This window comes from Leifsonia xyli subsp. xyli str. CTCB07, assembly GCF_000007665.1.
Lineage (GTDB): Bacteria > Actinomycetota > Actinomycetes > Actinomycetales > Microbacteriaceae > Leifsonia > Leifsonia xyli_C.
Genome location: NC_006087.1, coordinates 773,937 through 796,278, shown reverse-complemented (window position 1 = coordinate 796,278; position 22,342 = coordinate 773,937). Strand labels below are relative to the sequence as shown.

20 protein-coding genes, 2 tRNA genes and 2 pseudogenes are annotated in these 22,342 nt (G+C 62.4%); 8 read left to right on the top strand and 16 right to left on the bottom strand.

Annotation, left to right across the window (positions count from 1 at the left end):
• Position 1: 1 nt before the first annotated feature.
• The 6 genes from clpX to LXX_RS03865 form a co-directional block, all read right to left on the bottom strand.
• Positions 2-1,276 (bottom strand): ATP-dependent Clp protease ATP-binding subunit ClpX, encoded by a 1,275-nt coding sequence (clpX, locus tag LXX_RS03890; RefSeq protein WP_011185697.1) that lies wholly within the window; start codon positions 1,274-1,276, stop codon positions 2-4.
• A gap of 160 nt (positions 1,277-1,436) precedes the next feature.
• Positions 1,437-2,120, bottom strand: a complete 684-nt coding sequence (locus LXX_RS03885) for an ATP-dependent Clp protease proteolytic subunit (RefSeq protein ID WP_041767282.1) — start codon at positions 2,118-2,120, stop codon at positions 1,437-1,439.
• Positions 2,121-2,149: 29 nt separating this feature from the next.
• Complete coding sequence (locus LXX_RS03880) at positions 2,150-2,743, bottom strand: ATP-dependent Clp protease proteolytic subunit (protein ID WP_011185695.1); 594 nt, start codon at positions 2,741-2,743, stop codon at positions 2,150-2,152.
• A gap of 122 nt (positions 2,744-2,865) precedes the next feature.
• Positions 2,866-3,351 carry a tetratricopeptide repeat protein gene (locus LXX_RS03875; protein WP_011185694.1) on the bottom strand — a complete coding sequence of 162 codons (486 nt, stop codon included), beginning with the start codon at positions 3,349-3,351 and terminating at the stop codon, positions 2,866-2,868.
• A gap of 73 nt (positions 3,352-3,424) precedes the next feature.
• Positions 3,425-4,825: a trigger factor gene (tig, locus tag LXX_RS03870; protein WP_011185693.1), complete on the bottom strand. Its 1,401-nt coding sequence runs from the start codon at positions 4,823-4,825 to the stop codon at positions 3,425-3,427.
• Positions 4,826-4,885: 60 nt separating this feature from the next.
• Positions 4,886-4,960 (bottom strand) — tRNA-Pro (locus LXX_RS03865).
• A 100-nt stretch (positions 4,961-5,060) separates the two neighbouring features.
• Between LXX_RS03865 and LXX_RS03860 the strand changes: the two genes are divergently transcribed.
• Positions 5,061-5,131, top strand: a tRNA-Gly gene (locus LXX_RS03860).
• 158 nt (positions 5,132-5,289) lie between these two features.
• Positions 5,290-6,018: pseudogene (locus LXX_RS15395) on the top strand (HNH endonuclease family protein); the annotation flags it as partial.
• 103 nt (positions 6,019-6,121) lie between these two features.
• Here the strand turns inward: LXX_RS15395 and LXX_RS16150 are convergent.
• On the bottom strand, positions 6,122-6,250 hold the full coding sequence (locus tag LXX_RS16150; protein WP_256030543.1) for a hypothetical protein: 129 nt from the start codon (positions 6,248-6,250) through the stop codon (positions 6,122-6,124).
• Between LXX_RS16150 and LXX_RS16585 the strand changes: the two genes are divergently transcribed.
• Positions 6,216-6,341, top strand: a complete 126-nt coding sequence (locus tag LXX_RS16585; RefSeq protein WP_223227750.1) for a DUF3761 domain-containing protein — start codon at positions 6,216-6,218, stop codon at positions 6,339-6,341. The two genes, LXX_RS16150 and LXX_RS16585, sit on opposite strands and share 35 nt — an antisense overlap.
• Before the next feature lie 1,698 nt (positions 6,342-8,039).
• On the opposite strand, the gene LXX_RS14170 is transcribed toward LXX_RS16585, so the two are convergent.
• Positions 8,040-8,435, bottom strand: coding sequence for a hypothetical protein (locus LXX_RS14170; protein ID WP_141692774.1), 396 nt, complete (start codon positions 8,433-8,435; stop codon positions 8,040-8,042).
• A gap of 726 nt (positions 8,436-9,161) precedes the next feature.
• Between LXX_RS14170 and LXX_RS03850 the strand changes: the two genes are divergently transcribed.
• Positions 9,162-10,064, top strand: coding sequence for a GH25 family lysozyme (locus LXX_RS03850; protein ID WP_223227710.1), 903 nt, complete (start codon positions 9,162-9,164; stop codon positions 10,062-10,064).
• 643 nt (positions 10,065-10,707) lie between these two features.
• The gene (locus LXX_RS14165; RefSeq protein WP_141692774.1) at positions 10,708-11,103 is read left to right on the top strand and encodes a hypothetical protein; all 396 of its coding nucleotides are present in this window, start codon (positions 10,708-10,710) and stop codon (positions 11,101-11,103) included.
• 1,740 nt (positions 11,104-12,843) lie between these two features.
• Here LXX_RS14165 and LXX_RS03840 read toward each other — a convergent pair.
• The 3 genes from LXX_RS03840 to LXX_RS03825 all read right to left on the bottom strand — a co-directional run bounded on the left by LXX_RS03840 (position 12,844) and on the right by LXX_RS03825 (position 15,102).
• Complete coding sequence (locus tag LXX_RS03840; RefSeq protein WP_155806779.1) at positions 12,844-13,017, bottom strand: hypothetical protein; 174 nt, start codon at positions 13,015-13,017, stop codon at positions 12,844-12,846.
• Positions 13,008-13,598: a hypothetical protein gene (locus tag LXX_RS03835; protein ID WP_141692775.1), complete on the bottom strand. Its 591-nt coding sequence runs from the start codon at positions 13,596-13,598 to the stop codon at positions 13,008-13,010. The genes LXX_RS03840 and LXX_RS03835 overlap by 10 nt, the downstream gene beginning before the upstream one ends.
• A 292-nt stretch (positions 13,599-13,890) precedes the next feature.
• Positions 13,891-15,102: an IS30-like element ISLxx5 family transposase gene (locus LXX_RS03825; RefSeq protein WP_011185157.1), complete on the bottom strand. Its 1,212-nt coding sequence runs from the start codon at positions 15,100-15,102 to the stop codon at positions 13,891-13,893.
• Positions 15,103-15,234: 132 nt separating this feature from the next.
• On the opposite strand from LXX_RS03825, the gene LXX_RS14160 reads away from it, so the two are divergent.
• On the top strand, positions 15,235-15,393 hold the full coding sequence (locus LXX_RS14160; protein WP_223227709.1) for a hypothetical protein: 159 nt from the start codon (positions 15,235-15,237) through the stop codon (positions 15,391-15,393).
• Positions 15,394-15,664: 271 nt separating this feature from the next.
• Here the strand turns inward: LXX_RS14160 and LXX_RS03815 are convergent, their stop codons facing one another.
• Positions 15,665-16,087, bottom strand: coding sequence for an Hsp20/alpha crystallin family protein (locus LXX_RS03815; protein WP_011185689.1), 423 nt, complete (start codon positions 16,085-16,087; stop codon positions 15,665-15,667).
• A gap of 553 nt (positions 16,088-16,640) precedes the next feature.
• Positions 16,641-18,032 (bottom strand): glycoside hydrolase family 28 protein, encoded by a 1,392-nt coding sequence (locus tag LXX_RS03805; RefSeq protein WP_223227708.1) that lies wholly within the window; start codon positions 18,030-18,032, stop codon positions 16,641-16,643.
• Positions 18,033-18,756: 724 nt separating this feature from the next.
• Here LXX_RS03805 and LXX_RS15385 point away from each other — a divergent pair.
• Positions 18,757-19,118: pseudogene (locus tag LXX_RS15385) on the top strand (DUF1016 N-terminal domain-containing protein); the annotation flags it as partial.
• 42 nt (positions 19,119-19,160) lie between these two features.
• Entirely contained in the window at positions 19,161-20,057 is an 897-nt protein-coding gene (locus LXX_RS13460) for a PDDEXK nuclease domain-containing protein (RefSeq protein WP_223227749.1), read from the top strand.
• Here LXX_RS13460 and LXX_RS03795 read toward each other — a convergent pair.
• The 3 genes from LXX_RS03795 to LXX_RS13450 all read right to left on the bottom strand — a co-directional run bounded on the left by LXX_RS03795 (position 20,002) and on the right by LXX_RS13450 (position 22,203).
• Complete coding sequence (locus LXX_RS03795; protein WP_011185687.1) at positions 20,002-21,027, bottom strand: trypsin-like serine peptidase; 1,026 nt, start codon at positions 21,025-21,027, stop codon at positions 20,002-20,004. The two genes, LXX_RS13460 and LXX_RS03795, sit on opposite strands and share 56 nt — an antisense overlap.
• Before the next feature lie 254 nt (positions 21,028-21,281).
• Positions 21,282-21,698 carry an integrase core domain-containing protein gene (locus LXX_RS13455; protein WP_081423081.1) on the bottom strand — a complete coding sequence of 139 codons (417 nt, stop codon included), beginning with the start codon at positions 21,696-21,698 and terminating at the stop codon, positions 21,282-21,284.
• A 1-nt stretch (position 21,699) separates the two neighbouring features.
• A complete protein-coding gene (locus tag LXX_RS13450; RefSeq protein WP_081423080.1) occupies positions 21,700-22,203 on the bottom strand; it encodes an IS3 family transposase in 504 nt (167 codons plus the stop codon).
• Positions 22,204-22,342 lie beyond the last annotated feature (139 nt).

Genomic DNA, 22,342 nt, shown 5'->3' with positions numbered 1-22,342 from the left:
TCTACGCCGACTTCTCCTCGCGGCGCGGGCGGTGCGGGACGATCGTCGGGGCCGCGTTCTCGAGCACGGCCTCCTTCGTGACGACGACCCGGGCGACCTCCGAGCTAGACGGGACTTCGAACATGATCGGCCCGAGCACCTCTTCCATGATCGCGCGGAGACCGCGGGCGCCGGTCTTGCGCAGCACGGCGAGGTCGGCGATGGCCTCCAGAGCCGCGTGGTCAAATTCGAGCTGCACGCCATCCAGCTCGAACATCCGCTGATACTGGCGGACGAGCGCGTTCTTCGGCTCGGTCAGGATCTGCATCAGCGCGTCCTGATCGAGCTGGGTCACGGTGGTCACCACCGGGAGGCGGCCGATGAACTCCGGGATGAGCCCGAACTTGTGCAAGTCCTCGGGCAGCACCTCGCTGAAGAGGTTGATGTCATCGCCCTTCGAGTGCAGCGGGGCGCCGAAGCCGATGCCCTTTTTGCCCGCGCGGTTGGAGATGATGTCCTCCAGCCCGGCGAAGGCCCCGGCCACGATGAACAGCACGTTTGTGGTGTCGATCTGGATGAACTCCTGGTGGGGATGCTTGCGTCCACCCTGCGGCGGGACCGAGGCGACCGTGCCCTCCAGGATCTTCAGCAGTGCCTGCTGCACGCCCTCGCCCGACACATCCCGTGTGATCGAGGGGTTCTCAGCCTTGCGGGCGATCTTATCGACCTCGTCGATGTAGATGATGCCCGTCTCCGCACGCTTGACGTCGTAGTCGGCAGCCTGGATGAGCTTCAGCAGAATATTCTCGACGTCTTCGCCGACGTATCCAGCCTCGGTCAGAGCGGTCGCGTCCGCTACTGCGAACGGCACGTTCAGCCGGCGGGCCAGCGTCTGCGCGAGGTAGGTCTTGCCGCAGCCGGTCGGACCGATGAGCAGGATGTTCGACTTCGCGATCTCGACATCGTCGATGGCGTCCGCAGCGGTGATGGCCTGCCGTGCGCGGACGCGCTTGTAGTGGTTGTAGACTGCGACGGCGAGCGAACGCTTGGCCTGCTCCTGGCCGATGACGTACTCCTCGAGAAAACCGAAGATCTCCTTCGGCTTCGGCAGATCGAATTCGCTGGAGGCCTCTTCGCCCGCCTCCGCCAGCCGCTCCTCGATGATCTCGTTGCAGAGTTCGACGCACTCATCGCAGATGTACACCCCGGGCCCGGCGATCAGCTGCTGCACCTGCTTCTGACTCTTGCCGCAGAAGGAACATTTGAGCAGATCGGCGCTCTCCCCAATGCGTGCCATCTGTCTCCGCCCTCCTCCGCTTGCGGGTCTCAGGCATGAGCCTAGACCGTGGCGCGGACATTTGGCTCGCACTTTGCGTGTATTTGCCGTGCGCGCCGTTTCGCCAACAGCAGAACGGGACGGCTACCGCAGCGGCCGTCCCGTTCTGTCGTTGTTATGCCTATTTCACCAGCGCCGGGAGAGTCTTCCGGCTGGTGAGGACCTGGTCGATCAGGCCGTATTTTAGGGCCTCGGTCGCAGACAGGATGTTGTCGCGCTCGATGTCCTTGTTGACCTGCTCAAGCGTTCGGCTGGAGTGCTTCACGAGCGTCTCCTCCAACCAGGCGCGCATCCGGTTGATCTCGTTCGACTGGATCAGGATGTCCGATGCCTGCCCGTGACCGGCCTCGCCCACGGCGGGCTGGTGGATCAGGATGCGGGCGTTCGGCAGAGCGAGCCGTTTGCCGGGCGCACCCGCAGCCGTGAGAACGGCGGCGGCCGAAGCGGCCTGGCCGAGCACGACCGTCTGGATCTGCGGCCGAACGTACTGCATGGTGTCGTAGATCGCCGTCATCGCGGTGAACGAGCCGCCGGGAGAGTTGATGTACATGACGATGTCGCGATCCGGATCCTGGCTCTCGAGCACGAGCAGCTGGGCCATGATGTCATCCGCCGAAGCGTCGTCCACCTGGACGCCGAGGAAGATGATGCGGTCCTCGAAGAGCTTGGCATACGGGTCCTGGCGCTTGTAGCCGTAAGCCGTACGCTCCTCGAAGCTGGGCAGGATGTAGCGGGCTCCGGGAGCCTGCACACCGCCGAAGACCGGGCCGCCGTGAGCGGAACCGCCGAGCATGGGGATGTTCATAGTGGTGTCCTTCGTTTTTCCGGCGGTTCCTACTTGCCCGCCGGGGCGGTTCCGCCGCCGCCCGCGACGAGGAGCGCCGACTCGCGGATGTGGTCCACGAAGCCGTAATCCAATGCTTCCTGCGCAGTGAACCACCGGTCCCGGTCACCGTCCGCGTTGACCTGGTCGACCGTTTTCCCGGTCGCCTCGGACGTGATCTCGGCCAGGCGCTTCTTCATGTGCAGGATGAGCTGGGCCTGCGTCCGGATATCGCTCGCTGTGCCGCCGAAACCACCGTGTGGCTGGTGCAACAGGACGCGAGCGTTCGGGGTGATGTAGCGCTTGCCCTTGGTGCCGGCGGTCAGCAGCAGCTGGCCCATCGAAGCCGCCATGCCGATGCCGACGGTGACGATGTCGTTCGGCACAAACTGCATGGTGTCGTAGATCGCCATGCCGGCCGTGATCGATCCTCCGGGCGAGTTGATGTAGAGGTAGATGTCCCGCTTCGAATCCTCCGCGGCAAGGAGCAGCAGCTTCGCGGCGATCTCGTTCGCATTCTCATCCCGCACCTCGGACCCGAGCCAGATGATCCGGTCCTTCAGCAGTCTGTCGAAAACACTGGGCTGGATACCCATGTCGGCCATGTTCGCTCCATTTCCTTCTGTCGCTTGGAAATGAATCTATCGGAGCGCTTCCGCCATTTCGGCACTGTTCGCCCTGGGCAGATGCAGTGTCGGCGCTGAGGCTCCGCGGCAGCCGCCCCGCGCTACTGGCCTATGAGCTCCGCTGGATAGGCGGTGACCGCGCGGCGGTAGAGCGGCAGGTGCGCCGCGAGCGCGCCCAGCGCCTCCCGCACCGCCTCTGCGGGAAGCCCCGCGTCGAACAGCGCGAGCGCGGCGAAGGCGCACACAGCGTCTCGGAGCTCGTGCCCGGGGTGCCCGGTCAGCAGTTCGCGGAGCAGGATGAGCGCATCCTCGGGGCGCCCAAGGACGCGAAGCGTGCTGGCGAGCTGAATCGTTGCCTGTCCTCGCTGCGGCTCGGGAAGCCCGTTGGCGAGCGCCCGGCGGTAGAGCGGCTCGGCCGCCGCCTCGTCACCCACGAAATCGCGAGCGCCCGCCGCCTCGAAAAGCGCGTGCGGTTCATCCTCCGGCCGTTCCGCCACGAGAGCGTCGATCGCTGCGAGCGTCTCCGCTTCCGGGCGCTCGGAGGCTGCCAGCCACACCGCGTCGACACGACGCTGCCAGTCGTCCATGCGCCCTCCCGACTTTGCCGCTCCCGGATATGCGGAAGCCGGGCGCCATACGCGACGCCCGGCTTCCGGGATACTACTTGTCCGCGGCCTTCTTCTTGGCCGCGGCCTTCTTCTTCGGCTTCTCTGCGGCGGGGGCTTCCTCAGCCGGCGCATCGGTGTCCTCGGGGGTGGCGTCCTCGTCTACGGCCTCGCCGTCGTCCGGGAGGGCGACGAACTCGGTCAGGTCGACCTGCTTGCCGTTGGTGTCCACGACCTCGGCCTTGCCGAGGACGATCGCGAGCGCCTTGTTGCGGGCGATCTCGCCGACCATCGAGGAGATCTGGCCGTTCTCTCCCAAGATCTTGACGAACTCGTTCGGGTCCATGTTGTACTGCGCGGCGCCCTGCACGAGGTACTGGGTGAGCTCGTCCTGGCTGACCTTCACGTTCTCCCGCTGAGCGATCTCATCGAGGAGGATCTGCGTGCGGAACGTCTTCTCGCTCGACTCGGTCACCTCGGCGCGGTGCTCGTCGTCTTCGAGGCGGCTCTCCTGCTCCAGGTGGCGGCTCACCTCGTCCTCAACCAGCTGGGCCGGAACCGGGATCTCGACCAGCTCGAGCAGCTTTTCGACCAGCTGATCGCGCGCCGCAGTGCCCTGCCCGAACGACTTCGCACGCTCCACCTGGCCGCGCAGGCTCTCGCGCAGCTCCCCGATCGTGTCGAACTCGCTGGAGATCTGGGCGAAGTCGTCGTCCGCCTCCGGCAGCTCGCGCTCCTTGACTGCGTTCAGCGTCACGGTGATCTGCGCGTTCTCTCCCTCGTGGTCGCCACCCATCAGCGGGGCCTCGAACGTGGTGGTCTCCCCCGCCGTCAGCGTGTCCAGCGCCTCGTCGATGCCCTCGATGAGCTCGCCCGAGCCAATCTCGTACGAGATGTTCGCGGCCGTGTCGACCTCCTCGCCGCCAATCTCGGCGACCAGGTCGATCTGCGCAAAATCGCCCTTCTTGGCCGGACGGTCGACCGTCACGAGGGTACAGAACCGGCTGCGCAGCCGGTCCAGCTCCTCCTCGACATCGTCCGGGGTCACCTGGGCGGCTTCGACGGTCAGCGTGATGCCGTCGAACGCGGGCAGCGTGATCTCGGGGCGGACATCCACCTCGATCGTCAGCAGCAGGTCGCCCGAGAAGTCCTTCTCATTCGGCCACTCGGAGATGTCCGCCTCCGGACGGCCGAGGGGACGCACCTCGTTCTCCTCGACGGCGAGGCGATAGAACCCGTCCAGGCCCTCGTTGACCGCGTGCTCCAGGACGGCCTCCTTGCCGACCCGCTGGTCGATGATGGCCGGGGGCACCTTCCCCTTGCGGAAGCCGGGGATGTTCACCTGCCCGGCGATGTGCTCGTAAGCGTGCTTGATGGACGGCTGCAACTCCTCCGGCGTCACCGAGATGGTGAGCTTCGTGCGGGTGGGGCTGAGCTTCTCGACCGTGGTCTTCACGATGTCTGGGTTCTCCTGAATGTTCGAACGATGGTCTACTCGCAAGGAACGAGGTCCTCGTCGGGGCGACAGGATTCGAACCTGCGACCTCCCGCTCCCAAAGCGGGCGCTCTAGCCAAGCTGAGCTACGCCCCGGCTGAAGCGGTGCGAAAGACCACGCGCCAGTCTACTGCACACGGAATGGCCCTCGTGATGTACTACGATTGACTCCGCCCGCTCCCACGTGACGGGCAACGGGGATGTAGCTCAATGGTAGAGCCTCAGTCTTCCAAACTGATTACGCGGGTTCGATTCCCGTCATCCCCTCGGGATTTTCTCCCTTAAGTATAGCCGAAAGTGTAGCCCATCCACACTTTATCGCGCATGTACGGTGGCGAGTTCACCGCAAGGTGAGTAGTAATTTTCTCGATCAGTCGCGGATTTACTTCGATCTGCACCTGACGCCCAAGAATGGAAAATATCTAATGACAGATGTGGCTGAGACTGCTAGGCCTTCACCGAAGAAGCCGTGGTTCAAGCGTTGGTGGGTATGGGCGATTGCTGTCTTCCTGGTCATAGGTGTTATCGGTTCCGTGGCCTCTGGCGGAAGCGATGGTAAGAGCCCGGCGGCTTCCAAGACGGCATGGGCGCAATCTACTGATCTCGATGAACCGCTCGACCCATCCGCAGTCGTCATATCCTCCAGTAGACCAACAGTCGCTATCTCCAATAAGAGCCTCACCACCGGAACGGCAGTCGACGTACTCGCTGGCCTGCCGGTGAAAAGGGAAGCTTCTGCAACCGGATATTCCCGCACCGCGGACTTCGGGGCTGCATGGCTCGACGTTGACGGTAACAACTGTGACACGAGAAACGACATCCTGCACCGGGACCTCACTGACGCCGTACAGCGAGGCGGTTGCAAGATTCTTTCCGGCACTCTCAACGACAAATACTCTGGGGAGAGCATCCACTTCGTCCGTGGAGCGAAGACATCCGCGCTCGTACAGGTTGACCACATCGTGGCACTCAAGAACGCATGGGTGACAGGCGCTCAACAACTCACCCAAGCGCAGCGGGTCAGCTTCGCAAACGACCCGCTTAACCTGATCGCTGTCGATGCGCACTCCAATGAGCAGAAGTCCTCCGGCGACGCGGCCACATGGTTGCCGGCAAACAAATCGTCCCGATGCGAGTACGTTGCGCGGCAGATCTCCGTGAAAGCAACCTATGGCCTCTGGGTGACACCCGCGGAGAAGTCGGCGATGATGGATATCCTCGCTGACTGCAGCGGACAGATGGCGGAATCGTCAACGTTTACTCCGCCTGCGCCCACGCCAACACCGATTGAGGCCCCTCCAGCTCCTGCACCTCCAGCTCCTGCACCTCCGGCGCCGTTGCCTGCTGCTCCGTGCCCCAGCCGATCGCCCCGGGAAATGGTGCCACCGCACTGTGCAACGATGGCACGTACTCTTATGCCGCCCACCATCAGGGGGCGTGCTCACACCATGGTGGCGTCGCGCATTTCTACAAGTAACGAAGGGTCGCTGGAGAGTTGGTGACCCTCCGAATGGTGGCTTGTTGCCGTTACTTCCGCGGGTTTACGGGCCGGTTCACCTCGTTTGGGGCTGGTTGGGATCGGTTGGTCTCGGGGTGTTTGTGGGCAAAGTGTGGGCAGGGGGGTGTGGGGTTGGCGGGGTTGGTGGCCCGGTAGACAATGTGAATGTTGCGGTCGTGGGCTTTGGAGCAAAGTTTCCTCGCCACAGTGGCGGAGCAGTCCGCGCGAGTTCGGCGATGAACGAGAGGACATTCAGAATGCTGAGCAGTCATCCAAGAGTCATGAAATGGTTGGTAGCGGCAGCGGCTGTAGTAGCACTTGCGGGGGCGAACTCCGTTGTGGCGGTTCCCGCGCAGGCGGTTCCGACGATGAGGGTCTGCGGAACGAAGAAGTGCGTGACAGTTCCCACAAGCAAGTACTGCCCGACCAGCAAGTCTGGGTGCGGTCATGTGGTCTTCGTACCCTGGAAGTAGACGAGTCCATGGGATTCGTGTTCGCCGTCTATCGGTTGCGTCGTTTTGAACGGACGACCCTATCTCATCAGTGGGAGACTTCCGAGGCCGACCGCTGCGCAGGCTAATGCGATCTCTCAGTGTGCGGCGTCGATAGGTCTCAACGTGGCTTCTGCTTCGGCTGGAGGGCCGATAGGGTGGGCTTTGGCAGGCGTTGTATTGACCATTTGGGGGTGTGCATCTGTATGAACGGCAAGAGTGGTTGGGTGGCAGCCCTGGTGATTGCGGGCCTGTGGGTGATCTTCACGATTTCGACGTGGACTACGCCTTCGTCGTGGGCGTTCAGGATCGGTTCCCCTGTCATGGCAGTCGGATTCGCAATCGCAGGATTCCTGCAATACTGCCGCCAACGACACACGCCTTGACGCCCCCGGCTCAGCGTTGCCGAGTCGGCCATGCTGGTTGGTTCGGTGGGTGTGATATGCAGGCTGGTTGGTTGTGGTCGAATGTCACACCGTAGGCCGGGTGGTGGTGCCAGGGGTGGGGATTTGGTGGCTTTCGGTGCTTTGCGATTGCTCATTCCTGGCGGTCCGAATGCCAGCAGCGGCCTGCGTTCCCCGTGCTCATAGTCGATTTAGACCGCTGATCCTCGGCCTTGTGGGCGGATTGTGGTATTTTTCACGTATGGTGGGCCTTTTGCGGGAACGTCATCCGCCTGGGGGTCTCGCTGAGCGAGGCCTTCAGTGCTTTACGGGGTCAAGGCTTTAAGGTGTCCACACGTAATACGAGTGGAGGAAGGGGCGTGCGAGGTCGCTGAGCTTCGCCACTTCCCGCGTTGGTCGCTGATGGGCGTTCTGGACGAACCTCTTGCGGAGGTAGACGTAGGTGAGCATTAGGTGAGCATGTCGACTGCTTGGAGCGCCCGGTGTGCCCGCGAGTCCTCCCATCTGAAGTTGGGCAGTATCGTTGAGAGATCCCGATGGTTGTAGCCGGGCGTGCGCCCCCTGGCCTGGAACTGGTTGATTCGAGCCTGATGTTGCGTCGCGTCTGGCACCTGATCTGCCGTGATGACGACTTTCTCATCCTGCGAAGATGCGTTAGTCATGAACGCGCTCGGTTGTCGGTTATTGTGCAGACTTTCCATGTTTCCTTCGGTAGTGTGAGTGTCACGACGGGCCGGTTACCGGAACGTTGCGATCCTAAGGCCCCGCGGCGAGCGGGGGTCTTAGTGTTTCAAGGCCACACCCACACGCGGTGCCATAATGGCATGACGATTTCCAACGGAACCGTCCCGGCGGACAACAGGGCGAAGACCTTTCATCATCTCCAACGGGAACCGGTACTCCTTTACCGCACCTGGTGACGGTACCCGCATCAGAACCTGCAAAGCATTCTCGGTCGGAAAAACACTCAAAACCGTCCCCCCTACCTTTGTAGAACCCAAAGCATCCCCGGTGCCATGAAACAGTCGCCGGGAAACACCACCCGCATCGACAACCTCATTCGTCTGCTCGCCTGGCACGGTGAACGAAAAACCGCCATCATCTTCCAACGGCCCCTCCTCCGCAACCCGGGGAACCGGGCGGGTGCGAGAATCAACCACCGTCTTGGTATCACGCATCGGTGACCCCACGGCCGAGTCCACACGCGAAACCAGCACAACAGAAGACCCGGCAACCACCCCCGCCACAACCAAACCAGCCACCCCCGCCACAACCCGAACCCTCCGAGACTGTGAGAAAACACCCAACATTAAAACCTCCTCAATAATCCTTACCCCTCGCACCATACGAGCGAGCATCCCCCCACGCAGGCCCCCTCATGAGGGGGCCTGCATGTGTGGGGGCGGGGAAGAGGCTAACCCCATGAGCGGGCCTGCGGGGATGCCTACCCCAAAAATGGTGGAAACGGACGGTGACCCTAGCCTCTCCCGTTACGAGCCGGGATAGCCTGTACGACCCTGGAACCGGGCACGTGTCATTCGGTCCAGACAACACCCAACCAGAATAGGGCGTTCGGGACTGCTGGGGGTTAGGTCGACCCTTGACCTGTCCCACTTGATTGTCCGCCGTGTCACCCTGCCCGCGCGCCGGTCACCACAGATCAGGAATCACCCAAACCCTCAGCAGTCCTACGCGACTCCTTGCCATAGCTGGTTATCACGAACGACTTCACTTGTTCCCCAGAAGATCCCGGTTCGCTTTACCCGGCATTGACACTCGGCCGGCGCCGGTGGCATTGTGATGGCTCTCCGTAGATACACCGAGTTCTTTAGGAAACGAGGTCATTCTCAATGAACGTTCAAAAGATGATGCGAGGACGTCGAGCTCATTCGGTGCGTGTCGGTATGGTCTCGGCCGTGATAGCTGCGATCCTGGCGGTGGGGCTCGGTGGTTCCTTGTCCGCCTCGGCGACGGAGCCGGACAGAGGCGCTGGCGATCCCACCCAAGACCACGCTGGTAGCACGCTCGCTCATGACGACAGCATGCTCGCTCGCGATGGAAGCTCCCAAGAGTTGCGGCAACGACCGCGACCAATTCCGCCTTTGGATTATGTGCCTGGCGATGATGTGAGTGGTTGGCAGACCGACGTCAACTGGAGCGATGCGGCGTCGAAGGGCGCCCGTTTCGTTTACATCAAAGCGACCGAGGACGACGACTACGTGAGCCCCCAGTACGAGACGCAGTGGAAGGGAGCCCAAGATGCCGGGCTTTATCGCGGGTCTTACCACTTTGCACGACCGTTCGAGTCGAGCGGCCACGTGCAGGCGGAGCACTTTATGAACACCATCCACAACTGGAAGCCCACTCAGCGTATCCTGCCGCCGATGATCGACCTGGAGCACCGTTGCAGCGACCTGAAGAAGCGTTGGGCGGTCAGGAAATGCGAGAAGATAACCCCGAAGGTCATGGTGCAGTGGATCCAAGACTTCGTCTCCACCGTGGAGAGGAGGACGGGTGGTGTGAAGCCGGTCATTTACACTACCTTGGCTTGGTGGATTGAGTACACCGGAAACACCACGAAATTCTCCTCCTACCCGTTGTTCATCGCCAACTGGAGGTGGGACGTGTCGACCGGTCCCGGCGCACTGCCCGGCGGGTGGACAGGGACCGGCTGGACGCTGTGGCAGCACGGGGACGACACGACCAGGTACACGTATCTGAAGGATCTCCTGCCCGGGGACCAGGACTTCTTCCACGGCAACATGCAGGCGCTAGAACGATTCTCCAATTTGCCGCCATTGACCTGAAAACCCTCGCCCTCACCGCCGCCGCGATCCTCACCTCCGGAGCCCTCGCCGCCGGTAACATCCTCACCAACGGCCTCCCCACCGCCTACCAAAACCCCACCACCCCCACACCGGCACCGACTACCGCGCCCGCCAACCTGGCACCCACCCCAGCGGAAACCCCACCCACAACCGGCTAACACCCAACATCGCCACCCTGCCCCGCCCATCTCTTCACAGAGGTTGGGCGGGGCGGGTTTTTGTCGTGCTTTTCGGTGGTGGTTGGGGGTGGAGGCCGACACGGAACGTGTTCGCGATCACCTTCGCCGGCCGTGGCCGACTCCCTGGTTTTGACTGAGACTTAGGGTCATCGTCCGTTTCCACCATTTTTTGGGGTAGGCCTCCCCGCAGGCCCGCTCATGGGGTTAGCCTCTTCCCCGCCCCCACACATGCAGGCCCCCTCATGAGGGGGCCTGCGTGGGGGGGATGCTCGCTCGTATGGTGCGAGGGGTAAATATTGAGGAGGTTTTAAATTTTGGGTGTTTTCTCACAGTCTCGGAGGGTTCGGGTTGTGGCGGGGGTGGCTGGTTTGGTTGTGGCGGGGGTGGTTGCCGGGTCTTCTGTTGTGCTGGTTTCGCGTGTGGACTCGGCCGTGGGGTCACCGATGCGTGATACCAAGACGGTGGTTGATTCTCGCACCCGCCCGGTTCCCCGGGTTGCGGAGGAGGGGCCGTTGGAAGATGATGGCGGTTTTTCGTTCACCGTGCCAGGCGAGCAGACGAATGAGGTTGTCGATGCGGGTGGTGTTTCCCGGCGACTGTTTCATGGCACCGGGGATGCTTTGGGTTCTACAAAGGTAGGGGGGACGGTTTTGAGTGTTTTTCCGACCGAGAATGCTTTGCAGGTTCTGATGCGGGTACCGTCACCAGGTGCGGTAAAGGAGTACCGGTTCCCGTTGGAGATGATGAAAGGTCTTCGCCCTGTTGTCCGCCGGGACGGTTCCGTTGGAAATCGTCATGCCATTATGGCACCGCGTGTGGGTGTGGCCTTGAAACACTAAGACCCCCGCTCGCCGCGGGGCCTTAGGATCGCAACGTTCCGGTAACCGGCCCGTCGTGACACTCACACTACCGAAGGAAACATGGAAAGTCTGCACAATAACCGACAACCGAGCGCGTTCATGACTAACGCATCTTCGCAGGATGAGAAAGTCGTCATCACGGCAGATCAGGTGCCAGACGCGACGCAACATCAGGCTCGAATCAACCAGTTCCAGGCCAGGGGGCGCACGCCCGGCTACAACCATCGGGATCTCTCAACGATACTGCCCAACTTCAGATGGGAGGACTCGCGGGCACACCGGGCGCTCCAAGCAGTCGACATGCTCACCTAATGCTCACCTACGTCTACCTCCGCAAGAGGTTCGTCCAGAACGCCCATCAGCGACCAACGCGGGAAGTGGCGAAGCTCAGCGACCTCGCACGCCCCTTCCTCCACTCGTATTACGTGTGGACACCTTAAAGCCTTGACCCCGTAAAGCACTGAAGGCCTCGCTCAGCGAGACCCCCAGGCGGATGACGTTCCCGCAAAAGGCCCACCATACGTGAAAAATACCACAATCCGCCCACAAGGCCGAGGATCAGCGGTCTAAATCGACTATGAGCACGGGGAACGCAGGCCGCTGCTGGCATTCGGACCGCCAGGAATGAGCAATCGCAAAGCACCGAAAGCCACCAAATCCCCACCCCTGGCACCACCACCCGGCCTACGGTGTGACATTCGACCACAACCAACCAGCCTGCATATCACACCCACCGAACCAACCAGCATGGCCGACTCGGCAACGCTGAGCCGGGGGCGTCAAGGCGTGTGTCGTTGGCGGCAGTATTGCAGGAATCCTGCGATTGCGAATCCGACTGCCATGACAGGGGAACCGATCCTGAACGCCCACGACGAAGGCGTAGTCCACGTCGAAATCGTGAAGATCACCCACAGGCCCGCAATCACCAGGGCTGCCACCCAACCACTCTTGCCGTTCATACAGATGCACACCCCCAAATGGTCAATACAACGCCTGCCAAAGCCCACCCTATCGGCCCTCCAGCCGAAGCAGAAGCCACGTTGAGACCTATCGACGCCGCACACTGAGAGATCGCATTAGCCTGCGCAGCGGTCGGCCTCGGAAGTCTCCCACTGATGAGATAGGGTCGTCCGTTCAAAACGACGCAACCGATAGACGGCGAACACGAATCCCATGGACTCGTCTACTTCCAGGGTACGAAGACCACATGACCGCACCCAGACTTGCTGGTCGGGCAGTACTTGCTTGTGGGAACTGTCACGCACTTCTTCGTTCCGCAGACCCTCATCGTCGGAACCGCCTGCGCGGGAACCGCCACAACGGAGTTCGCCCCCGCAAGTGCTACTACAGCCGCTGCCGCTACCAACCATTTCATGACTCTTGGATGACTGCTCAGCATTCTGAATGTCCTCTCGTTCATCGCCGAACTCGCGCGGACTGCTCCGCCACTGTGGCGAGGAAACTTTGCTCCAAAGCCCACGACCGCAACATTCACATTGTCTACCGGGCCACCAACCCCGCCAACCCCACACCCCCCTGCCCACACTTTGCCCACAAACACCCCGAGACCAACCGATCCCAACCAGCCCCAAACGAGGTGAACCGGCCCGTAAACCCGCGGAAGTAACGGCAACAAGCCACCATTCGGAGGGTCATGGTCCCCAAGCCTGTCACACCCGCGGGGGAGTCCGTCAGCTGGCAGGCTGTCAGCCACGGCTGTCACAGGACGATCCGGGCCGACCAGGCCCGGGCTCCCACGATGACGCTCCGGCCATCACCGAACACCGGCAGGAGGAAAACAGCGTGGCACAGGTACCAGCAGTGAAAACCCTGCGACGGAACGATCGCAGCGAGTCCGGCGCCGACGGCGACGAGCGTTCCCGTCAGAGCCACCACGGCGATCTGCCACCCCCGCATGACCCCTTGAGGAGCCAGCGAGAATCGGAAACAGCGAAGACGACAGCCCACTCTTCGCACGCCTGGTGTCCGTCGCAGCCCATAGGCATGGGCCGTTTCGTGAACGGTGAAGCTTCCCAGCAGGCCACCGAACCCGTAAAGAACACTGCCAGGTCTACGAAGCCGCTGCCGGCCGTGACCGCCAGGAGCAGACAGGAAACAGCCAAGCCCGCAATGGCGGCCAGAAACCATCTGCCACTTCGGACAAACCTCCCTACGACCAGCCGCAAAGTGAGATCCTCGATTCGGAGGGTCTCACCCGTCTCACTCACTCTGCGTCGCCATGAGGACCTTCTTGCGCTCCCGCTTAGCCGAGCCAGAGCCAGCATGACCGCGAACGCGAAAAGCGACAGCAGCGCGAATGCGACGATGAGCGGGACGGCGTTCTCCAAACCGACGCCCAGATCCAGGGCTCCTGTCGGTTTCTCCCTCGCCTCGAAGAAGAGGGCTCCGAAGAACCCGTACTGCCGAGGATCTCCCGGATGTGTCGTGAACATGACCCAGACCAGGCTCGCCACGGAAAAAACATGGTGATAACGAACCCCAAGGTGAGTGACGCTCCTGCCTTAGAAAGCCACGTCATTTTCGTTCCTCCGACCTCTCTCAATGCGATGAATCCCCACTACTCCGTACCCTGCCGCCACCATCGACAAAGTCACGATGAACGCTATGTTCACGAACGCCGGCAAAGCGAAGAGGTTGAGACCGATCGCGACCACTCCGACGATCACCAGCATCAGCACAACTCCGATGAACACAGAGAAGGGGTTGCCCTTCGAGCGGATTCCAGTGGTTGTTGCAACACGACGATTAGCTGGCGAGTAGTTTAGCGAGGCGTTCGGCTGGGGTTTCCCAGCCGAGCGTTTTGCGTGGGCGGGTGTTGAGCTCGTGGGCGACGTTCGTCAGGTCGGTTGCGGTGAATCGGGCGAGGTCTGTTCCCTTTCCCTTGGGGAAGTATTGGCGAAGGAGTCCGTTGGTGTTCTCGTTGCTGCCGCGTTGCCAGGGACTCGCGGGGTCGCAGAAGTAGACCGGGATGTCGGTGGCTATCGTGAACGACTTGTGAGCTGCCATTTCCGAGCCCTGGTCCCAGGTGATCGAGCGACGGAGTTCGCGTGGGAGTGTCTTGACGGCGCTGATCAGTCCGTCCCGGACGGATTCTGCGGTGCGATCGATGGGGAGATGGATCAGCATCACGAACCGGGTGGAGCGTTCCACGAGGGTGCCGATGGCGCTGTTGCGGTGTCCGCCGATGATGAGGTCGCCTTCCCAATGTCCGGGAACGGCGCGGTCCTCGATTTCGGCGGGACGGTCGGAGATCATTACCATCGGATCCGCGAAACGATGTCTGCGAGCGGCGCCAGAACGATGCGGTTTCCGCTTGGCCCGGCCGGTCCGCAGCACCATCGTGAGCTCGCGGCGGAGTTGTCCACGGCCCTGCACGTAGAAGGCTTGATAGATCGTCTCGTGCGCCACGCGCATCTCCGCATCGCCGGGGAACTCGCGGATCAGCGACCGGCTGATCTGCTCCGGCGACCAACGTAGCGTCAGCTTCCGTTGAACGTAACTGCGCAGCTGCGGATTGCGGACCAGCCTCGTGGCTTTCGGTCGCGGTCGGCGGCTGGCCGCTTTCCGATGCGCCACGTATGGATGGTAGCCGCCCTCTCCAGGAAGCTGATTCCGGCGAATCTCTCGACTGATCGTCGACACCGAGCGACCAAGCTTGGCCGCGACCCGACACAACGAAAGGCCGGCCCTGGTCAGGTCCCGGATCAGCTCACGCTCCTGCAGGGAGAGGAATCGTGGGTGGAGTGCGGCTTCGAGCGAACGCATCGACGCCCGCTGAACAGGATCAACAACGACAGGCACCCTGTCTTTGTAATCGACCACGCGACCATCTGGATAAATGCGTCGCCCGTTCGACTGTCCCAGAGGTATCCCGTGTTCGGGCTGATTCCGACTCGTCCCACCGCTTCGCGGCGCGAGAGCCCGCTGCTCCGCAGCTCCAGGTACTCGTCCTTGCATGGGTGCGCGCTCATGCCGCCGCCGGTGTAGCCGTGACTAGCCAGGCCCGCCTTGCGAACCCATTGCGCGCACGTCGCGGGGTTGAACCCTAGCTCCCTCGCCGCGATCGTCGTACTCCTGGACTCCTTGAAAATGACGAAGAAGGCTTCACGCTCCGCCTGGACGCTGTGGCAGCACTGGAACGATGTGAGCCCCTACGCGGGCCCAGGCGACCTCATGCCGGGGGACCAAGACTTCTTCCGCGGCACCAGGCTGGCGCTCAAGCGATTCTCCAATAACGTTCATTGGTGACCTTGACCTGTGGCGGAGGAGCTCGTGGAACCGGCATGGTAATGGCCTGCACCCCGGAAGGGTGCAGGCCATTACCATGATGCGTCTCCTGTGGAACTTTTTTACACCGCTTGTGCGGGTGGGCCTCCGTGGCGATTGAAAGGCCATCCGGAGAAGGACGGATGAGTGGGTTCCCTGGGCCCGAATCGGAGCGGGATTCGCGGCAGCCGTATCCTCGAGTGATCCGGCACCCGGCTGGTCTTGCGGTGAGGATCCGGGCTGATGATCGTGGTCATGCGCCGACCTCCTTCCGCCCTCGCGCCGAGCCGATCTGAATCTTCCGCGGCTTGGCACGCTCAGCCATCGGAACGATGACCGAGAGAACACCGTGCTCATAATTAGCCGTGATCTTCTCCACATCCACACCGTCACCGAGAGTGAACTGGCGCATATACGAACCATACGGTCGCTCATGCACAAGCCACTTGACGTTCTCACTCGACGGTGCGAGACGCTCCGCCCGAATCGTGAGCAACTGACCATCAACATCAAGGTCAACGGAATCAGGATCAATACCCGGAAGATCAGCACTGAGAACGTACTGATCACCTTCGCGGAAAAGGTCGACCGGCATCACCCGGGGCGACCGGGCCGTGTCGAACACGCTAGACGCGAAGCGGTCGAGCTGGCTCAAAACATCGAACGAATTTGACATGATCTATCTCCTTTCGCGATGCGAACGAAGGGTCACGCGGGGGCCGCCTGACCCGAACCCCATATTAGCACTCACCCATGGAGAGTGCTAAGCGGACAGTCAATCCCAGCCTGCGGCGATCAGGACGCCACCGGGTGAGATGCGCGACAGGTCGACGTCAACCGTGTGCTTCCTGCTCACAGCCCAGGAGCGCGAGCTGCTCGTGACCGGCTACGTCAGCCATACCCTTCCCCCATCGACGGCGTCGACCATGCCTACACGCCGGCACAGTACGCGGCCGAAGCATCCTTCCCGCACCTGAGACGAAACGCCACGACCGGTCAGTCCACACGAACTCAACTGTGCGGGGCGCACTGTACCTCGCGTTCGGGGATCTCGGCATAGCGATCATAATGGGGCTACCGAGGTTCTTTTGGTCCTTCAGCGACGCCACCAAGCGCACCACGGACGCCCTCGACCGCCTAACGCTTGGCAACCCTAAGAGCGCCGGTGAAGGGGAACGACGTGGTTGCGGACCCGAGCGGCATGACGAGGGCACAGCAGGCTGCGAGTGTCAGGGGGCGGGATAGGTCGGTAAGGTGCAGGTGGGCGCGTTCGGCTGCCCCGGAGTTATCGTCACGTCCACGCCGGGCCGGTTGACGGCAAGCGGCAAGCCCCCGAACGTCACTCCGGATGCCGAGATGGTCGCGAGTGCGACCGTCACGTGACGCGCGTCCACGACGGCGTTCGACATCGTCAGGGCGAGCGGATGCGCTTCGTCGAGTCCCTTGAGCATGCTCTCGGCGTTGGTCGGCGAGTTCGACGACCGGAACCCGTCGATCACGATGTCGGTGAACCACGGCACCGTCGAGCCCGTCCTGTTCGCGTAGTTCGGATCGAACTGGATCGGCGCCTTGACGGCGTCGACGCACACGTTCCGATACGTCACCTGCTGCACGAGGCCGCCCGCCTTGGGCGAGCTCTTGATCCGGATGCCCGCCGATGAGGCGCTGACGTTGCCGAACGCATCCGTGCCGCTGACCGTGACGTCCGACACGAACACGTCGCTGACCCCCGCCTCCGTCTCGCTGCCGATCGAGATCCCGTGGGTTCCGAAGAAATGGTCCCGGATGACGGAGATATGGGCGGAGGGAGCAGAAAGAGCCTTGATCGCGATGCCGTCGTCACCGTCCATGATCCACGAGTCGGCGATCGTCACGTCCTGCGCACCGGCGGGGTCGATGCCGTCGGTATTGCGGGCGGCCGCCGGCGTCTGGATGCGCACACCCCACACGGTCAGGCCGTCGCCGTTCTGATACGAGACGTGGAATCCCGGCGCGTCGACGAGGTCGACATCGTGCAGTACGACGTCGTCGACCCCGCGTGCCTGAATGAGCCGCGGCACGTTTTGCGTCCCGTGGCCCTTCGCGGCAGCCGCGAGACCCCACCAGCTCCGCGCCGCGCCCAGCATCGTGCTCCCGCCGCGGCCGTCGATGCGCCCCTGCGACCTGTCGGCCGCAGGGACCGACTCGATGCCGCTGTGCGCACCCGCGAGAGTGACGAAGGGCGCACATCCGCCGCCCTTCTTGGAGATGGTGCCGCAGGCCGGGTGGTCGTCGACCTGGTAGTCGGCGGGATTGCGCGATGCATAGAGGACAACTCCCGCGTCCACCAGCAGCACCTCCCCCTCGCGCACGGTCAGTGGCCCACTCAGGAAAGCCGCCGCATCCGGCGTTGGGCTCAGACGCACGGCGACGACGTCCGTCCCTTTCTGCGCGCACGCATCGAGCGCGTGCTGGATGCGCGCGGTGTCGGGCGGCGATGCCTCACCCGCGTCGCTCGCCTTCCCGCCGGGCATGGAAAGCCGCGCGGTCACGGTGGCGCACACCGTGTCGGGGGCGCTCGGTTCCGTCACGTCTCGACGGTCGCCCGCGGCGACCGTCGAGGTCGTCGGGGTCGCTGCCAAGACTGGGCTCGCAGGGGGAGATGCGGTGGGCGCCATGGATCCCATCAGGATGAGTCCGGCGAGAAGCGCGTTGAGGAACGCAGGCAGTCGTGTGCGCACGCATGCATGGTAACAGGATCGCCTATGCGTGCGCCGAGCGCTCACGAAGCATGCGCAACGAGGACCGTTCAGGAACGCCCTTGACGGGTCGGGGGACGCCCAGCGGTAGCACACAACTAACGCAACGAAGCCGTCGAAGAAGCCACCGTCAGACGACTGGGCCAGGCGCGCCCGCAGCAGACACGAATCCATCGACACAGTCGACAGAATGGTGCCCCCAAGAGTGCCGAAGGGGTCAAGAATCAGACGGCACCAGAGGGTGATTATTCACTCGGAAACCCTGGAGTACGTAACATTGGCGCGTACACGGAAATCGTTACACCAAGGCCTTTGATTTCGCGGTTCCGCCCGGTTCGATGGAGCCTTGTATTGGTAACGATCGTTACCGGACAGTTCTTGTGCGGTGGGGAAACTGCCGCCGAAGGGCTTGATTGGTCACCTTGGGTTCGAACGCGGCGGGGTCGAATGTGGCGGCGGTCGCACCAGTCATCCCGGTGACCCGAACAATATCGCCATCGTGCAACAGATTAAGGTAGAGCTCGGCTTCACCCAGGACGAGGGCCGAGATCCTCGGATCAGCCTCTGTACGCTTTGAATATGGCAGCGAGCGAGTTGGAGAACCCCGATGGGTACGACCATGTTCTCCGATCTCAAGGCCCGTGTGCGTTCAGCGCAACGGCGTGCTCACCAAGCCGTGCAGAACGAGATGGTCACTCTTTACTGGTCGATCGGCAAGACCATTCTTGAGCACCAGCAGAAGGCCGGCTGGGGCGCTCAGATCGTTTCCGTCTCGCCGAGGATCTCCGTGTCGAGTTCCCCGAGACCACCGGCTTCAACCGCCGTAACCTTCTGTACATGCGCGCCTTCGCCGCAGCGCGTCCGGAAATAGTGCCACAGGCTGTGGCACAAATCGGGTGGGGCCACGTGCGGCTTCTCCTCGACAAGCTCAAAGACAACGACGACCGCGAGTGGTACGCCGCTGAGGCCGCCGCGAACACCTGGACCCGTGCTGTGCTCGAGCACCAGATCATGAACCAGCTGAGGTCCCGGCTCGGAGCTGCACCGGCCAATTTTCAGGCCCAGCTTGAGTCTGCCGACGCCGCTCAGGCGCAGAGCCTGGCCAAAGACCCGTTCGTATTCGACTTCCTGGGTCTGAAGCCATGGGTCGCCGAGCGCGACCTTGAGCAAGCGCTCCTGGACCGCATCGTTGAGACGCTGCGCGAGCTCGGCCCCGGGTTCACCTTCGCCGTCCGCCAAATGCGATTCGACGTTGGTGGCGACGAATACATCCTCGATCTTCTGTTCTTTCACACGATTCAGCTGCGCTATGTCGTTGTCGAGCTCAAGATCGGCCGGTTTGAACCCGAGTACGCGGGCAAGCTCGGCTTCTACGTCGAACTCGTCGACGAACGACTACGACAGCCGTCCCACGCACCCACCGTCGGCATCCTGCTATGCAACGGGAAGAATGAAGTGTCGTCCGCTACGCCCTACGCGGCACGGCTCAGCCAATGGCGATCTCCACTTACACCTACGAGTCGCTGCCTGCCGACGAGCGGAAGGCTCTACCCGATGCCAACAAGCTCACCCACGCCCTTGGCCCGTTCAACCCTACCGGCAACAGGGCTGGGTGTTGTTCTGGATGTTCGGGTCCGGTCGTCTCACCGAACTTGGAGCGTCGGCACCAACCAGCAACCCGTACCAGCCATCGCCAGTTGGAGGGTCCACACCCGCACCGTGGACCCTCACCAGAAACCGCCCCGCCCCACACAATTCCAGTTGTGCGAGACGGGGCGGGTTAGGTCGTCCGGTTATCTGAGAGGCCCGTTGGCAAGGAGTGTAACGCCGGGCTCACAAACCTGTCGCGATGTTAGGTGTTGGCGGAGTTGTAGAGGTCATAGACGTCGTTCCCATCGGGCGTGGTGATCAGGTATGGGGTCCCGAAAATGTTCTTCCCTCCACGAGACGTGACGGCATAGATCATGCCGACGTGGTCGTCGGTAAGAGATGCGTACCAGGGGCCACCAGAGGAGCCGCCGGTCATCGGACAGCCCATCCTGGTGTCTGACGTGAACCAAACCCAGCTGGTTTCTCCCGAGCAGTAGTACTGAATGTTGCCGTGATACGGATCTGCGGCCGGGTAACCGTAGATGGTCACCCCAGTGCGGCTGGTACCGCCGTTGAACATGAGGCCGTTCCCGCCGAAGTACTGTTGCATCGATATGCCCTCGGTGTGAGGGTAGAACGAGATAAAAGCCTGATCGTGTGAGTAGTCTTCGTCGTCAGCCCAGGCGGTGAAGGTGGAGGCGATATCGCCATTCCACCCTCCGTGCGGTCCCGTTCCGTCTGTGTAGCTGGGGACGAAGAAGAAGTTCTTCATCCATCCCTTCTTGGCCTCATAAACACAATGTCCCGCGGTGTGGACCAGGTTGCCGCTGCGACTAGTGACGACGGCGCCGCTGCACACGTAGCTGTTGCCGTCGGGACCATCGAAGAACAGTTTTCCCACGCTCGACATCGCCTGGGGTGGTTCGTTCGACGTGGCACTCTCGGTTGGTTCCACAGGGTTCACCACGATCGGCGAACGCCCGTTCGCCGATTTGGTAGTGGTGGTGTGACTGCGGGTGCTCGCGCCGCGCTCGACGAGGCTATCCTCGATGGGAATGGCCGAGCGCATCCTCTCGGGAGTCCAATGACCGAGCGTGTCGATGACGTCACCATTCGCGGGCGCGTTTCGCGGAAGGCGATGACCAGGAGCGGAATGAATGATGTCGCCGGAGGAAACCGGCTCGGTTGCGGCTCGAGCTGCGCTCGGGACGCTGACCCCAGCCACAAGACCACTCAGTAGCACGAAGGCAGTTGCGCCAGTTCGCACCGCTCGATGGGGAATCTTCATTGGCTGGTCCTCTCAATGTTGACGACAAGAGACAATGCGGCAGAGCCCCGATTGGCCTGCACTCAGGAGCAGTGACACGAAAATAAGGAGCCCCTCGGAGCCCTATTCATCACACCCTAAACAAACCCGAACAGCGACCGGCCGGGCCTGCGCCCTCTGAACAGAAGATCACCAGAAGGATGAACCGAATACGGATATCACTGAAAGAACCCACCGAAACACTCTGAAGCGTTCCGGGTTTTGTGGAGGCTGGGTTATCTGGAACTGGCTCCGACTGGACCCTGTTCTCCAACGTAGCTGACGGTCTGGTGGGATGCCCAGTGCGCGGCCTCGAACTCGACGGGCGGGACCTGCCCAATCTCGCCGTGCAGGCGTCGGTGGTTGAACCAATCGATATACTCGGCGGCCGCGATCTCGACGTCCCGGACCGACGCCCACCCGCCCTTCGGTCGGATGACAGGGTTGCGGATGCACTCGGTTTTGAATAGCGAGTTGAACGCCTCGGCCATCGCGTTGTCGTAGCTGTCGCCCCTGGATCCGACGGAGGCGACCGCGTCGGCCTCGGCGAGCCGCTCGGTGTAGCGAATCGCTCGATACTGGACTCCATCATCACTGTGATGAATCAGGCCAGTGACGTCATGATCTGCCCGCTGGCGCTCCCAGAGACCCATGTCAAGCACGTCCAGCGCAAGATTCGGTGCGCAAGTTCGTGCTCACCTGCCAGCCCACGACACGGCGGGAGAATACGTCCAGGACGAACGCGGCGTAAACCCAGCCGGCGTGGGTGGGGATATAGGTCAGATCCGCGACCCAGAGTTGGTTCGGCGCGGACGCGGTGAACGCGCGCTTGACCAGGTCGGCGGGCCGGTCAGTCTCCGCCCCGTCGCCGAACGTGGTGCGGCGGGTCTTGTCCCGGCGGATCCCTGCGATTCCTTCCTGCCGCATCAGCCGCTCGACCGTGCAGCGCGCGACCTCGATGCCCTCACGCTTCAGGGCGGCGTGGACCTTCCGCGCACCGTAGACGCCGAGGTTCGCCTTGCGGACGACGCGGATATCCTCGGTCAGTCCTGCGTCCCTGACCGCCCGCGCGGACGCCGGACGGCCCTTGCCGGCGTAGTAGGTGCTCGGGGCGATCTGCGTACCCGCGTCAGTCAGCACGCGGCAGATCGGCTTCATCTTGACGCAGCAGCTCGTCGATGACCTGGTCGGTATTCATGGACTCCTCAATCACCGCGACCGGTCCCCCTGCCGCGTCCTACTGTGAGCCAACCTCGAACACGAGGGCTCGCTTTTTCCTGTCAAGGCCAGCAGGCTC

Excerpts from the sequence above, each read along its gene's own strand:
- clpX (WP_011185697.1), bottom strand. The coding sequence starts at position 1,276 with ATGGCACGCATTGGGGAGAGCGCCGATCTGCTCAAATGTTCCTTCTGC.
- LXX_RS03885 (WP_041767282.1), bottom strand. The coding sequence starts at position 2,120 with ATGAACATCCCCATGCTCGGCGGTTCCGCTCACGGCGGCCCGGTCTTC.
- LXX_RS03880 (WP_011185695.1), bottom strand. The coding sequence starts at position 2,743 with ATGGCCGACATGGGTATCCAGCCCAGTGTTTTCGACAGACTGCTGAAG.
- LXX_RS03875 (WP_011185694.1), bottom strand. The coding sequence starts at position 3,351 with ATGGACGACTGGCAGCGTCGTGTCGACGCGGTGTGGCTGGCAGCCTCC.
- LXX_RS14170 (WP_141692774.1), bottom strand. The coding sequence starts at position 8,435 with ATGCGTGATACCAAGACGGTGGTTGATTCTCGCACCCGCCCGGTTCCC.
- LXX_RS03850 (WP_223227710.1), top strand. The coding sequence starts at position 9,162 with ATGGTCTCGGCCGTGATAGCTGCGATCCTGGCGGTGGGGCTCGGTGGT.
- LXX_RS14165 (WP_141692774.1), top strand. The coding sequence starts at position 10,708 with ATGCGTGATACCAAGACGGTGGTTGATTCTCGCACCCGCCCGGTTCCC.
- LXX_RS03825 (WP_011185157.1), bottom strand. The coding sequence starts at position 15,102 with ATGCAAGGACGAGTACCTGGAGCTGCGGAGCAGCGGGCTCTCGCGCCG.
- LXX_RS14160 (WP_223227709.1), top strand. The coding sequence starts at position 15,235 with ATGACGAAGAAGGCTTCACGCTCCGCCTGGACGCTGTGGCAGCACTGG.
- LXX_RS03815 (WP_011185689.1), bottom strand. The coding sequence starts at position 16,087 with ATGTCAAATTCGTTCGATGTTTTGAGCCAGCTCGACCGCTTCGCGTCT.
- LXX_RS13460 (WP_223227749.1), top strand. The coding sequence starts at position 19,161 with ATGAACCAGCTGAGGTCCCGGCTCGGAGCTGCACCGGCCAATTTTCAG.
- LXX_RS03795 (WP_011185687.1), bottom strand. The coding sequence starts at position 21,027 with ATGAAGATTCCCCATCGAGCGGTGCGAACTGGCGCAACTGCCTTCGTG.
- LXX_RS13455 (WP_081423081.1), bottom strand. The coding sequence starts at position 21,698 with ATGGGTCTCTGGGAGCGCCAGCGGGCAGATCATGACGTCACTGGCCTG.
- LXX_RS13450 (WP_081423080.1), bottom strand. The coding sequence starts at position 22,203 with ATGAAGCCGATCTGCCGCGTGCTGACTGACGCGGGTACGCAGATCGCC.